This is a genomic window from Streptomyces sp. RKAG293, from assembly GCF_023701745.1.
Taxonomy (GTDB): domain Bacteria; phylum Actinomycetota; class Actinomycetes; order Streptomycetales; family Streptomycetaceae; genus Actinacidiphila.
The window spans coordinates 5,796,330-5,808,324 of record NZ_JAJOZB010000001.1; the positions used below are offsets into that span (position 1 = coordinate 5,796,330).

The following is an 11,995-nucleotide window of genomic DNA, read 5'->3' on the forward strand; positions in this document are numbered from 1 at the left end:
CGTACCGTCGGGCCTCCGTCAGGCGCGACCGTCAGGCGCGCTTCTTACGGCGGGCCAGCAGCCGCGGCAGCGCCTCCGGCATCGGCTGCCGGGTCGTGGCGGGCGACGGAACGGGAACGGCCGCACCGGAGCCGTCCGGCATGGTGCCGGGCTGCTCGCCCGGCGGTCCCGACGGGACGAGCCGCAGCACCTGGCACTCACGCGCCCAGCGCTCGGTCATCGTCTCGGCGTCCGGTGCGTTCAGCCGCTTGCCCTTGAGCTCCTCGACGGCGGCGGTCCACCCGTCGCTGTCGGGGACGAGCGCGGAGACGGCGGCGGGCCACGCGACCAGCCGGCCGCCCTTGTCCTTGCTGCGCACCGTCACGACCGCGGTGCCGCCGTCGGTCAGTCCGCCGAGCGGCTGCTCCCCGGGGCCGCCGCCGACCACGCACATCGCGCCGTCCACCCAGGCGTGCCACACCGCCTGCGGCGAGCGGCCGGTCGGGGCCTGGACCCAGACCAGGCCGGACTTCTTGGTGGCCTCCTCGACGAGGGCGGTCTGTTCGGCGGTTTCCGTCATGGGGCTCACCTTATTCGGTGCGCCCTGCCCCGCGGCGTGCTCCACGGCGTTCCCTGCGGCGCTCCAGGCGGGTCCAAGCGCTGGACGACAGGAGCATGGTCTTGTCACGGCCCTTACGCTGGTCGAAGACCCTGTACCGACCGAGGAGAACCCGTGTCCGCCGAGCCGCGCACCGTCGCCCCGCCTGTCGCCGTGCCCCCCGCGGCAGCGGTCGCGCACCGGCCGCTGGACCTGACGCTGCTGGCCGTCGCCATCGCCGGCGTCTCGTTCTCCGCGCCGCTGATCGCGGCGACCGCCGCCCCGGCGCTGGCCATCGCGTTCTGGCGGAACGCCATGGCGGTCGGGGTGCTCACCCCGTTCGTGCTGCGCCGCAACCTCGGCGAGCTGCGCCGGATGGGCCGCCGCTCGCTGCTGCTGTCGGTGGCGGCGGGCGCGACGCTCGCACTGCACTTCGGCCTGTGGCTGCCGAGCCTGTCGATGACGTCGGTCGCGACCTCGACCGCGCTGTGCACCACGACCCCGATCTGGACCACGATCATCCTGCGGATACGCGGCCACCGGCCGCCCCGGATGGTGTGGGCGGGCACCCTGCTGGCCGTGGTCGGCGTCATCATCCTGACCGGCATCGACATGTCGACCGACACCCGTGCGCTGGGCGGCGACGCGCTCGCGCTGGGCGGGGGCATCGCGGCGGCCGCGTACGTCCTGCTGGGCGCCGAGGTCCGCAGGACCGCCAGCACCACCGCGTACACCTACATCTGCTACTCGACGACGGCGGCCGCGCTGCTCGTCGCCTGCCTGGTCTCCGGCGCCTCGCTGGGCGGGTACAGCGGGGAGACCTGGCTGAAGCTCGTCGCGCTCACCGTCGCCGCCCAGTTGCTGGGCCACTCGCTGCTGAACCGGGTGGTGCACGGGCTCGGCCCGTCCACCACCTCGACCGCGATCCTGCTGGAGACACCGGGCGCGGCCCTCATCGCGGCGCTCTGGCTGGGCCAGACGCCGCCGGCGATGGCCTACCCGGCGCTCGGGGTGATCCTCGCCGGCCTGGCCCTGGTGATCCTGGCGGACCGCAAATCCAGCCCGGTGCCGGCGGACCTTCCGGCGACGCCCGGCGGAGCCTGACCACCACCGCCGCCGACCGCGCTACAACCAGCCGTTACGCCGGAATCCACGGTGGATGCTGAAACAGATGGCGACGGTCGCGCACAGCACCATCGGGTACCCGTAGCGCCAGTGCAGCTCCGGCATGTGGTCGAAGTTCATGCCGTACACACCGGTGATCATCGTCGGGACGGCGAGGATCGCGGCCCATGCGGTGATCTTGCGCATGTCCTCGTTCTGCGCGACGGTCGCCTGCGCCAGGTTCGCCTGCAGGATCGAGTTGAGCAGGTCGTCGAAGCCCACCACCTGCTCGTGGACCCGCGCCACGTGGTCGGCGACATCGCGGAAGTACTTCTGGATCTCCGGGTCGATCAGCCGCATTGGCCGCTCACTGAGCAGCTGCATCGGCCGCAGCAGCGGCGAGACGGCCCGCTTGAACTCCAGCACCTCGCGCTTGAGCTGATAGATCCGGCCGGCGTCGCCACCGCGCGCGGACTTGCCCTGCGCGGCGGAGAAGACGTCGATCTCCACGTCGTCGATGTCGTCCTGCACCGCCTCGGTGACGGCGAGGTAGTCGTCGACGACCTGGTCGGCGATGGCGTGGAGCACGGCCGAGGGGCCCTTGGCGAGCAGCTCGGGGTCCTCCTCCAGCCGGTGCCGCAGCGCGCGCAGCGAGCCGTGGCCGCCGTGCCGGACGGTGATGACGAAGTGCCGGCCGGTGAAGACCATGACCTCGCCGCTCTCCACGACCTCGCTGGTCGCGGTGAGTTCGGTGTGCTCGACGTACCTGATGGTCTTGAAGACGGTGAACAGGATGTCGTCGTAGCGCTCCAGCTTGGGGCGCTGGTGGGCGTGCACCGCGTCCTCGACGGCCAGCGGGTGCAGCCCGAACACCTCGGCGATGCCGGCGAACTCCTGCTCCGTGGGCTCGTGCAGCCCGATCCAGACGAAGCCCTCGCTGCGGCTGCCGGTGCGCACCTTCTCCAGCGCGACGGCCGGGTCGATGTGGTCGCTGCAGCGCGCGCCGTCGCGGTAGACGGCGCAGTCCACGACCGCGCTCGTCGCGCTCGGCGTACGGGTCGCGCCGTAGTCGTATGAAACGGCGCTCTTGCGCAGGGAGGGACGGACCACTGCACGCAGGTCACGGATCATCGACATGGCAAGCTCCTTCACGGACTGGCCGACGGCACGGAAGCCGCACTGAAATGCTGATCAAGGCAGGGTGATCACAAGGCAGTTCAGGGCGCTCTTCCGGCGCGATGCCCGCGGCGGGCGCGGATCCATGGGGAAGTGAGAACTTCCGTGTTTCCCGGCGACGGTGCCGGGTATGGAACGCGAGGGTTCAGCCGGCGAGGCGGCGGAAGGAAGAGCGGGCAGGACTGCAAGGTCGACTATGATCCATGTCAACCCCACCTCCTCCGGCCGATCCCCGCTGAGGGATGACGTATACCCATGGCTGCGCCGGACTTCACGGCGGCCAACGCCCCACCTTAGCAAGCGCCTGGAGCGCTCCTGCCCGGCTTTGCCCGTTCGATACGGTTCCCCTACCTGTCGCGGGCACGGCGGACCTATGCTCCGCGGTATGGGCGATCTTCTTCAGCTGGTCGAGGCGCGACTGCACTCGGCTTTCGGTGAGCGGCACAGCAGGGCGGCGGTGACCTTCCTCGGCACCGACCGCATCGAGGTGCTGCGCTTCGTCGACGGCGATGTGCTGCGCTACGCGACGCTCGGCATGTCGCGGCAGCCGATGAGCGATCCCCTCGCCACCGTCGCCGACCCGCTGCGCGGCCCGCGCGCCGAACTGGTGCTGTCCGTACGGGCCGGGCTCGCCCCCGTGGACCAGGTGCTGCGGCCGCTCGCCGTGCTCGCCGCCTCGCCCCAGGTCGAGGGCGTCGTGGTGGCTCCCGGCGCCTCGCTGGACGTCGGCGGACCGCTCTGGACCGGCGCGCCGTTCTCCGCGGTGCTGGTCGCGGAGCCGGGCGGCCTGGTCGAGGATCTCGGCCTGGACGAACCGCTGGATCCGGTCCGGTTCTTTCCCGTGCTCCCCATGACACAGAACGAGGCGGCCTGGAAGCGCGTCCACGGCGGCGCCGCGCTGCAGGAGCGCTGGCTGAAGTACGGCACGGATCTGCGCGACCCGCTGCGGGCGTCGGTACCGCTCAGCGACTGACCCGGCGGCCGCGTCGGGACCCGCCGCCGCCCGTCCCGTCCCCACAAGTCCCGCCCCTGGAGCCCGTCCCGCCGTGCGTACGGCTGATCTCTCGACGCCGGACGGGTGATCGTCCTTGACGCGGGCACGTCGCGGGAGGACCGTTGGGCTCTATGAGGGGCGAACCCAGTTGCCCGAAGTGTGGTGGCCGGGTGCGAGCGCCCGGCCTCTTCGCCGATGCCTGGCAGTGCGGCGTGCACGGGACCGTGTATCCGCTCCAGCCGGTCGTCCCGCCGAGCGTCGAGGCGCTCGGGGTGGTGGTCCATCGCGCGAAGGTACCGGTGTGGATGCCCTGGCCGCTGCCGGTCGGCTGGCTCTTCTCCGGGGTGGCCTCCGCGGGCGACGACCGCAGCGGCGGGCGGGCGACCGCCGTGGCCTGCTCCGGTCCCGGGCCGCTCGGCGGTCCCGGTGAGCTGCTGCTGATCGCCGAGGAGCTGGGTGTGGGGCTGGGGGCGCGCTACGCGGGCATCCAGGGACCCGATCCAGGCCCCTCGATGTGTGTGGACCAGTCCCCGCACACCAAGGTGCTGGCCGCGGGCCGGCCCACCCCGCTGTGGCATGTGAAGGACGCACCCGGCGACCGGGCGGTCTTCGCGGGCGAGGCGCTCGGGCTGTGGCTCTGGGCCATCGTGTGGCCCGAGCAGTCCGGGCTGATGATGTACGACGAGCTGGTGCTCACCGATCTGCGGGACGCGGGGGCGGAAGTCGACCTGCTGTCGTGCGGTGCGCTGTCTCCCCGGCTGCTCTCCTGAGATTCGCAGGTTCTCCGGCCCGCTATCCTTATTTTCCGAAAGCCTGTGCCGTATACCGCCTATCGCCGTTGGGAGCCGTGCCGTGCGCATCGACCTGCACACCCACTCCACGGCCTCGGACGGTACGGACACCCCCGCCGAGCTGGTGCGCAACGCCGCCGCCGCGGGTCTCGACGTCGTGGCGATCACCGACCACGACACGGTCGGCGGCCAGGACGAGGCCGCCAAGGCGCTGTACGACCTCGGGTCGCCGCTGACGCTGGTGACCGGCGCGGAGCTGTCCTGCAAGGTCGACGGCATCAGCATGCACATGCTGGCGTACCTCTTCGACCCCGCCGAGCCCGAGCTGTTCCGGGAGCGCGAGCTCGTACGGGACGACCGGGTGCCGCGCGCGCGGGCCATGGTCGGCAAGCTCCAGGAGCTCGGCGTCCCCGTCACCTGGGAGCAGGTCGCCGTGATCGCCGGTGACGGTTCCGTCGGCCGGCCGCACATCGCGACCGCGCTCGTCGACCTCGGCGTCGTGGACAGCGTCTCCGACGCGTTCACCGACCAGTGGCTGGCCAACGACGGCCGCGCGTACGTCGGGAAGCACGAGTTCGACCCCTTCGACGCCGTACGCCTGGTCAAGGCGGCCGGCGGGGTCACCGTCTTCGCGCACCCGGGCGCCCACAAGCGCGGCGAGACCGTTCCGGAGAGCGTCATAGCCGCTCTGGCGGCGGCCGGACTCGACGGCATCGAGGTGGACCACATGGACCACGACGAGGCCACCCGGGCCCGGCTGCGCGGCTTCGCCGCCGAGGCGGGGCTGCTCGCCACCGGCTCCAGCGACTACCACGGCAGCCGCAAGGCCTGTCGGCTCGGGGAGTGCGTCACCGACCCCGAGGTGTACCGGGAGATCGCGCGCAGGGCGACCGGCGCGGTCCCGATCAGCGCCGTCTAGCGCTCCTCCCGCCCCCCGGCGGCCCCGACGCCCGGCGTCCCGCCGCCTCCCCGCCGCTCGTTCCTGCCGTGTGTCCTGATGCCCTGGCCTCAGGCGCCGGCGCCCCGCCCGTTTTGCCGGCCCACCGCGGAAAGCCCCCACTGAAATGCTCGACGTCACCCTCTTCGGGTCGGTCTTTGTCACGCTCTTCGTGATCATGGACCCGCCCGGGATCACCCCGATCTTCCTCGCGCTGACCTCCGGCCGCGCCACCAAGGTGCAGCGCCGGATGGCCTGGCAGGCGGCCTCCGTCGCCTTCGGCGTCATCACCGTCTTCGGCCTCTTCGGCCATCAGATCCTCGACTACCTGCATGTCTCGGTCCCCGCGCTGCGGATCGCCGGTGGTCTGCTGCTGCTGCTCATCGCGCTCGACCTGCTCACCGGCAAGATGGACGAGCCGACCCAGACCAAGGACGTGAACGTCGCGCTGGTGCCGCTGGGGATGCCGCTGCTCGCCGGGCCCGGTGCGATCGTGACCGTGATCCTGGCGGTGCAGAACGCCCACGGCTTCGGCCAGCAGGCGTCGGTGTGGCTGGCGATCGCCGCCATGCACGTCGTGCTGTGGCTGGTCATGCGCTACTCGCTGGCGATCATCCGGCTCATCAAGGAGGGCGGTGTGGTGCTGGTGACCCGGCTGTCCGGGATGCTGCTCTCGGCCATCGCCGTTCAGCAGGTGGCCAACGGCGTGCTGGGGTTCGTGCACGGCGAGGGCTGACCCGGACGGCCCCCGCATCGCCCACCGGACGCAGAAGCGCCCCTGTACGTCGTGCGTACAGGGGCGCCGTCGTCGAATGCTGTCTCAGATCGCCGGTCGGATGTAGATCCGCTGGCCGATGGCCGCGGCCTGTTGGACGATCTTGTTGACGGCGGCGGCGTCCACGACTGTGCTGTCCACAGCGGTGCCGTTCCGGTCGTCGAGTCGCATGATCTCGAAGCGCATGGTGCTTCTCCCTTCGTCGCACTGTCCATGAGTAGTCAACGAACCCCCTCGCTAAAACATTCCCTACGCTAATGAAAACTTTTCCGAGCCTAAGTACTCGCGAGTACGGGACAATGGCGGACCTATGGACAACGACAACGCGCTGGCCGCCATGGCCGCCGGTATCGAGCGCACCAACGAGCTCCTCCAGCGGGTCCTGGCCGAAGTCGCCACCACCCCCGCCACCCACGCCGTGTTCGTGGACGCCGGCTACGTCTACGCCGCCGCGGGCCGCCTCGTCGCGGGCACCGAGGACCGGCAGACCTTCGACCTGGACGCCGAGGGCATCATCGAGGCGTTCATCGACAAGGCGCGCTCGCTCTTCCCGGACAGCCGGCTGCTCCGCGTCTACTGGTACGACGGCGCCCGCCGCCGCATCCACACCCGCGAGCAGGAGCGCATCGCCGAGCTCCCCGACGTCAAGGTCCGGCTCGGCAACCTCAACGCCAGCCGCCAGCAGAAGGGCGTCGACTCCCTCATCCGCACCGACCTCGAATCGCTCGCCCGGCACCGCGCCATCAGCGACGCGGTCCTCATCGGCGGTGACGAGGACCTGGTGTCCGCCGTCGAGGCGGCCCAGGGCTACGGCGCGCGAGTGCACCTGTGGGGCATCGAGGCCACCGAAGGACGCAACCAGGCGGACCCCCTGCTCTGGGAGGTCGACAGCCAGCGCACCTTCGACCTCGAGTTCTGCAAGCCGTATCTGACCCGTCGGCCGGTGCCCGAGTACGGTGACGCGCCGGTGCCCTCGCGCGCGGACGTGCACTTCGTGGGCGCCCGGGTGGCCGGCCAGTGGCTCGCCGTGCGGGGCCGCGACACCCTCGCGGAACTGCTGCCCGGCCGGCCCTATCTGCCGCCGGCCTACGACCAGGAACTGCTCGTCGAAGCCGAGGGATTGCTCGGCATCTCGCTGCGCGCCCACGCCGACCTGCGACGTTCGCTGCGCGACGGCTTCTGGGACCACCTCACCGCCCAGCTCTGACTCCTCACTCGCCCTTCGAGCTCCAGAAATCGATCAGTGCCTCGGCCGTGGCCTCCGGCTGCTCCACGTTCGGTGAGTGCTCGGCGCCCTTGATGACCACCCGCCGCGCGCCCAGCCGCAGCGCCATGTCGTCGAGCCACTCCGGCGGCCACGCGTAGTCGACGTCGCCGGAGAGCACCAGCGTGCGGATCGGTACGGCGGCCAGCTCGGCGACCCGGTCGGGCTCCGCGATCAGCTGCCCGCCGGTCGCGATCAGCTGCTCCGGGACGTTGCCCATCCAGCGCCGGTAGAGGAACTCCGCGATGGCGGGCGGGACATCCGCCGCGTCGGCGTTCTCCGCGTCCATGTCGCGCATCGCCTGCCAGACCGCCTCCATCCCCATCGCGGGCAGCGCCTCGACGAGCATCCGCGTCCTGGCCTGCTGCTCGGCGTCGATGGCGGCCGGCCCGGAACTCATGATCGTCAGCGACTCCCACGGCGGCACCGCGTCGATCGCCGCCGCCCGCACGATCAGCCCGCCCAGCGAGTGGCCCAGTACGTGCACCGGACCCGGACCGCCCAGCGCCTCGGTCTGCGCGAGGACGTCGGCGGCCAGTTCGGCCTGGGCGTACGCGCTCTCGTCAGCCGGGCCGCCCGTCTCGTGCTGCCCCCTGCCGTCGACCGCGACCACCCGGTAGCCGGCCAGCGCCAGCGGTTCGAGCAGCGCGATGAAGTCCTCTTTGCTCCCGGTGAACCCGGGCACCAGCAGGGCGGTGCCGAGGACCGCCGTTCCGGCGTCCAGCACCGCGAAGTCGCCCCTCGCGGTGACGAGGCGGTACGCACGGGCCCCTTCGGGCAGCTCCAGTGTTGGCGGTCTGCTCATGCCGTGAGATTACGCGATGCGTGTGTACGACAGGTTGCGGACAGCGACACCACACCGACGAAAACCGACGCCCCCGGTGAAGAACCGGGGGCGTCGGCGTTGCTGGTGGTGCTGTTCCGCTGTGCTGTTCCGCGGGTCGGTCAGCCGTCGGCCGGCTCGGCCTTCGCGGGACGGGTGCGACGGCGGCGGCGGGCCGGCTTGGCCTCGTCGCCCTCGGCGGCGGGAGCCTCGGCCGGAGCGGCCTCGACCACGGCCGCCGGAGCGCCCTCAGCGGCCGGAGCGGCGGCGCGGGTACGGCGACGGCGGCGCGGGGCCGTCTTCGCCTCGCCCTCGGTGTCCGCCACGTCGACGACCGGGGTCACGGCCGCGGCCGTGTCCACCGCGACGGCGGCGGTCTCACCGGCGAGGGTCTCACCGGCACGGGTGCGGGTGCGCTGACGCGGGGTGCGGGTGCGCGGCGGACGCTCCTCGGTGACGGTCGCCGCCGCGGCGGCGACGGCGGGCTTGCGCCCACCGGTCTTGCCGCGGCCACCGGTCTCGCCGAGGTCCTCGACGGTCTCCGCGCCGAGGCCGGCACGGGTCCGGTCGGCCCGGGGCAGTATGCCCTTGGTGCCGGCCGGGATGTTGAGCAGCTCGTACAGGTGCGCGGAGGTGGAGTACGTCTCCTCCGGCTCGTCGAACGGCAGGTCCAGCGCCTTGTTGATGAGCTTCCAGCGCGGGATGTCGTCCCAGTCCACCAGCGTGATCGCGATACCGGTCTTGCCGGCGCGGCCGGTGCGGCCGACGCGGTGGAGGTACGTCTTCTCGTCCTCCGGCGACTGGTAGTTGATGACGTGCGTCACACCGTCGACGTCGATACCGCGGGCGGCGACGTCGGTGCAGACCAGCACGTCCACCTTGCCGTTGCGGAACGCGCGCAGCGCCTGCTCGCGGGCGCCCTGGCCCAGGTCGCCGTGGACCGCGCCGGAGGCGAAGCCGCGCTGGGCGAGCTGGTCGGCGATGTCGGCCGCGGTGCGCTTGGTGCGGCAGAAGATCATGGCCAGGCCACGGCCGTCGGCCTGCAGGATGCGGGAGACGAGCTCCGGCTTGTCCATGGAGTGCGCGCGGAAGATGTGCTGCGTGATGTTCGCGACAGTCGCGCCCTCGTCGTCCGGCGAGGTGGCGCGGATGTGCGTGGGCTGCGACATGTACCGGCGGGCCAGGTTGATGACCGCGCCCGGCATGGTGGCCGAGAACAGCATCGTCTGGCGCTTCGGCGGCAGCATCGCCATGATGCGCTCGACGTCGGGCAGGAAGCCCAGGTCGAGCATCTCGTCGGCCTCGTCCAGGACGAGGGCGCGCACCGACTTCAGGTTCAGCTTCTTCTGGCCCGCGAGGTCCAGCAGCCGGCCCGGGGTGCCGACGACGATGTCGATGCCCTTCTTGAGGGCCTCGACCTGCGGCTCGTAGGCGCGGCCGCCGTAGATGGCCAGGACGCGCACATTGCGCACCTTGCCGGCGGTCAGCAGGTCGTTGGTGACCTGCTGGCACAGCTCACGGGTGGGGACGACGATCAGGGCCTGCGGCCCGTCGGGGAGGTCCTCGGCCTTGGCACGGCCGGCCTCGACGTCGGCGGCTACGGTGACGCGCTCCAGCAGCGGCAGGCCGAAGCCCAGCGTCTTGCCGGTGCCGGTCTTGGCCTGGCCGATGATGTCATTGCCCGCCAGGGCGACCGGAAGGGTCATCTCCTGGATCGGGAACGGATTGATGATGCCGACAGCCTCAAGGGCCTCGGCGGTCTCGGAAAGGATTCCGAGACTGCGGAAAGTCGTGGTGGTCAGGATGCTTGCCTCTTCTGTGAGACGCGGCACTGGGCTGTGAGGGGGGTCGAGCGTCCGCGTCCGGAAAGGAACGCCGGGCGCTGACCGCGCAGGTGTCGTCCAGCCGTGGGTGGCTGAGAAGCGCGGGACCGCTGCCCTCGCACATGCCGCGAGTGGGCCCCTCCTGCTGTCAGGAGGGCGGTCGGTGTAGGAGCCGATCGGGCCACCGACCGGGCATCCAGATACTGCGTACAGTGCACAGGAAATTGCCGAAAATCGGCGGAGTGCATTACCACTCTACCCCGGAATCACGCAGCTGCACCCGATCAAATGTTTCGGCGGGGGCTACGGGGGTGGTCCGGCGGGAGCCGGACTTGGCTATTGTGCGCAGCATGGAGACGCCTGACGAGACGACCGCACCTGCCACCGGAATCGCCGCCCTGGACTGGGCCGGAGCTTCCGCGGACCCCCACTACCGAGCCGCGGTGGTGGATCTGCTGGGTGCGCTGGCCTACGGCGAACTGGCCGCGTTCGAACGCCTCGCGGACGACGCGAAGCTCGCGCCGGAGCTCGAGGACAAAGCTCAGCTGGCCGCCATGGCGGCGGCCGAATTCCACCACTTCGAGCGGCTGCGGGACCGGCTTTCCGAGATCGGGGCCTCCGCGAAGGAGGCGATGGAACCCTTCGGTGCCGCGCTGGACGAGTTCCACCGGCAGACCGCCCCGTCGGACTGGCTGGAGGGTCTGGTCAAGGCCTACGTCGGCGACTCGATCGCCTCGGACTTCTACCGCGAGGTCGCGGCGCGGCTCGACACCGACACCCGCACGCTCGTCCTGGCCGTACTGGACGACACCGGCCACGCCAGCTTCGCCGTCGAGAAGGTCCGCGCCGCCATCGAGGCGGACCCGCGGGTCGGCGGCCGGCTCGCGCTGTGGGCGCGGCGGCTGATGGGTGAGGCGCTGTCACAGGCGCAGCGCGTCGTCGCCGACCGGGACGCGCTGTCGACGATGCTCGTCGGGGGAGTGGCCGGCGGTTTCGACCTGGCCGAGGCCGGCCGGATGTTCACCCGGATCACCGAAGCGCACACCAAGCGGATGGCGGCACTCGGGCTGGCTGCCTGACCGTCGCTCAGGCCTGGTCCTCAGGCCCGCCCCGCGACCGAGTGGCGGAGAAAGCGCCGGTCGTCAGCGGGGCGGACGAGCAGGCTGAGCAGCGCCGCCGCGACGAGCGCCGACACCGGAAGCGTGACGGCCGCGTGGCCTGCGCCCAGCACCGTACGGGTGATCAGGCCCCCGACCAGGGCCGCGATCGGACCGGTGGCGAGGACGAGGACGCGGGACGGGAAGCGTTCGGGCAAGAAGTGCGTGGCGGCGTAGGCGATGCCCAGACCGAGCGCGGCGAATGCGACTGCTTCCCACATGTACGGGGTCCTTCCCGAGGGGGCCGACCGTTGCATAACGGTCCTACCCCTTCGGGGAGCCGGACAAAACGGAGGGCCCGCACCCGATTACGGGTGCGGGCCCTCCGTGTCGTCACATCGACGCGCCGAAGCCGACCTTCCGGCTGGCGGGCTGGCCGATCTCCACGTACGCGAGCTTGGCTGCCGGGATGAGGACCTTGTGGCCGTTCTCGTCCACCAGGCTCAGGAGCGGGGACGTGCCGGAGATGGCGTCCGCGACCGCCTTCTCGACCTCCTCGGCCGACTGCGCGCTCTCGATGCTGATCTCGCGCGGCGCGTGCTGCACGCCGATCTTGACCTCCACGGCTCTGTAC

13 protein-coding genes and 1 pseudogene are annotated in these 11,995 nt (G+C 71.5%); 7 read left to right on the plus strand and 7 right to left on the minus strand.

Features of this window, described 5'->3' with window-relative positions; genetic code table 11:
* Positions 1–31: 31 nt before the first annotated feature.
* Positions 32–559: a hypothetical protein gene (locus LNW72_RS26005; RefSeq protein ID WP_250977582.1), complete on the minus strand. Its 528-nt coding sequence runs from the start codon at positions 557–559 to the stop codon at positions 32–34.
* Between the two features lie 153 nt (positions 560–712).
* On the opposite strand from LNW72_RS26005, the gene LNW72_RS26010 reads away from it, so the two are divergent.
* A complete protein-coding gene (locus LNW72_RS26010) occupies positions 713–1,681 on the plus strand; it encodes a DMT family transporter (RefSeq protein ID WP_374117325.1) in 969 nt (322 codons plus the stop codon).
* 21 nt (positions 1,682–1,702) lie between these two features.
* Here the strand turns inward: LNW72_RS26010 and LNW72_RS26015 are convergent, their stop codons facing one another.
* The gene (locus LNW72_RS26015; RefSeq protein ID WP_138350992.1) at positions 1,703–2,818 is read right to left on the minus strand and encodes a magnesium and cobalt transport protein CorA; all 1,116 of its coding nucleotides are present in this window, start codon (positions 2,816–2,818) and stop codon (positions 1,703–1,705) included.
* 424 nt (positions 2,819–3,242) lie between these two features.
* Here LNW72_RS26015 and LNW72_RS26020 point away from each other — a divergent pair, with 424 nt between their 5' ends.
* The 4 genes from LNW72_RS26020 to LNW72_RS26035 all read left to right on the plus strand — a co-directional run bounded on the left by LNW72_RS26020 (position 3,243) and on the right by LNW72_RS26035 (position 6,315).
* Positions 3,243–3,830, plus strand: a complete 588-nt coding sequence (locus tag LNW72_RS26020; RefSeq protein ID WP_250977583.1) for a suppressor of fused domain protein — start codon at positions 3,243–3,245, stop codon at positions 3,828–3,830.
* Positions 3,831–3,982: 152 nt separating this feature from the next.
* On the plus strand, positions 3,983–4,621 hold the full coding sequence (locus LNW72_RS26025; protein WP_250977584.1) for a DUF6758 family protein: 639 nt from the start codon (positions 3,983–3,985) through the stop codon (positions 4,619–4,621).
* A gap of 82 nt (positions 4,622–4,703) precedes the next feature.
* Complete coding sequence (locus tag LNW72_RS26030; protein WP_250977585.1) at positions 4,704–5,561, plus strand: PHP domain-containing protein; 858 nt, start codon at positions 4,704–4,706, stop codon at positions 5,559–5,561.
* A gap of 145 nt (positions 5,562–5,706) precedes the next feature.
* A complete protein-coding gene (locus LNW72_RS26035) occupies positions 5,707–6,315 on the plus strand; it encodes a MarC family protein (RefSeq protein ID WP_250977586.1) in 609 nt (202 codons plus the stop codon).
* Between the two features lie 84 nt (positions 6,316–6,399).
* Here the strand turns inward: LNW72_RS26035 and LNW72_RS26040 are convergent, their stop codons facing one another.
* Complete coding sequence (locus LNW72_RS26040; RefSeq protein ID WP_187145002.1) at positions 6,400–6,540, minus strand: hypothetical protein; 141 nt, start codon at positions 6,538–6,540, stop codon at positions 6,400–6,402.
* Positions 6,541–6,664: 124 nt separating this feature from the next.
* Here LNW72_RS26040 and LNW72_RS26045 point away from each other — a divergent pair, with 124 nt between their 5' ends.
* Complete coding sequence (locus LNW72_RS26045) at positions 6,665–7,561, plus strand: NYN domain-containing protein (protein WP_138350987.1); 897 nt, start codon at positions 6,665–6,667, stop codon at positions 7,559–7,561.
* Between the two features lie 4 nt (positions 7,562–7,565).
* On the opposite strand, the gene LNW72_RS26050 is transcribed toward LNW72_RS26045, so the two are convergent.
* Positions 7,566–8,423 carry an alpha/beta fold hydrolase gene (locus tag LNW72_RS26050; RefSeq protein ID WP_250977587.1) on the minus strand — a complete coding sequence of 286 codons (858 nt, stop codon included), beginning with the start codon at positions 8,421–8,423 and terminating at the stop codon, positions 7,566–7,568.
* 403 nt (positions 8,424–8,826) lie between these two features.
* Positions 8,827–10,388, minus strand: a pseudogene (locus tag LNW72_RS26055) (DEAD/DEAH box helicase); the annotation flags it as partial.
* Between the two features lie 217 nt (positions 10,389–10,605).
* On the opposite strand from LNW72_RS26055, the gene LNW72_RS26060 reads away from it, so the two are divergent.
* Positions 10,606–11,343: a ferritin-like fold-containing protein gene (locus tag LNW72_RS26060; RefSeq protein ID WP_374117421.1), complete on the plus strand. Its 738-nt coding sequence runs from the start codon at positions 10,606–10,608 to the stop codon at positions 11,341–11,343.
* Between the two features lie 20 nt (positions 11,344–11,363).
* Here LNW72_RS26060 and LNW72_RS26065 read toward each other — a convergent pair whose 3' ends face one another.
* Complete coding sequence (locus LNW72_RS26065; protein ID WP_250977588.1) at positions 11,364–11,642, minus strand: hypothetical protein; 279 nt, start codon at positions 11,640–11,642, stop codon at positions 11,364–11,366.
* A gap of 112 nt (positions 11,643–11,754) precedes the next feature.
* The gene (locus LNW72_RS26070) at positions 11,755–11,985 is read right to left on the minus strand and encodes a DUF3107 domain-containing protein (RefSeq protein WP_250977589.1); all 231 of its coding nucleotides are present in this window, start codon (positions 11,983–11,985) and stop codon (positions 11,755–11,757) included.
* Positions 11,986–11,995 lie beyond the last annotated feature (10 nt).

Excerpts from the sequence above, each read along its gene's own strand:
- LNW72_RS26020 (WP_250977583.1), top strand. The coding sequence starts at position 3,243 with ATGGGCGATCTTCTTCAGCTGGTCGAGGCGCGACTGCACTCGGCTTTC.
- LNW72_RS26065 (WP_250977588.1), bottom strand. The coding sequence starts at position 11,642 with ATGTGGGAAGCAGTCGCATTCGCCGCGCTCGGTCTGGGCATCGCCTAC.
- LNW72_RS26050 (WP_250977587.1), bottom strand. The coding sequence starts at position 8,423 with ATGAGCAGACCGCCAACACTGGAGCTGCCCGAAGGGGCCCGTGCGTAC.
- LNW72_RS26005 (WP_250977582.1), bottom strand. The coding sequence starts at position 559 with ATGACGGAAACCGCCGAACAGACCGCCCTCGTCGAGGAGGCCACCAAG.
- LNW72_RS26045 (WP_138350987.1), top strand. The coding sequence starts at position 6,665 with ATGGACAACGACAACGCGCTGGCCGCCATGGCCGCCGGTATCGAGCGC.
- LNW72_RS26015 (WP_138350992.1), bottom strand. The coding sequence starts at position 2,818 with ATGTCGATGATCCGTGACCTGCGTGCAGTGGTCCGTCCCTCCCTGCGC.
- LNW72_RS26040 (WP_187145002.1), bottom strand. The coding sequence starts at position 6,540 with ATGCGCTTCGAGATCATGCGACTCGACGACCGGAACGGCACCGCTGTG.
- LNW72_RS26035 (WP_250977586.1), top strand. The coding sequence starts at position 5,707 with ATGCTCGACGTCACCCTCTTCGGGTCGGTCTTTGTCACGCTCTTCGTG.
- LNW72_RS26025 (WP_250977584.1), top strand. The coding sequence starts at position 3,983 with ATGAGGGGCGAACCCAGTTGCCCGAAGTGTGGTGGCCGGGTGCGAGCG.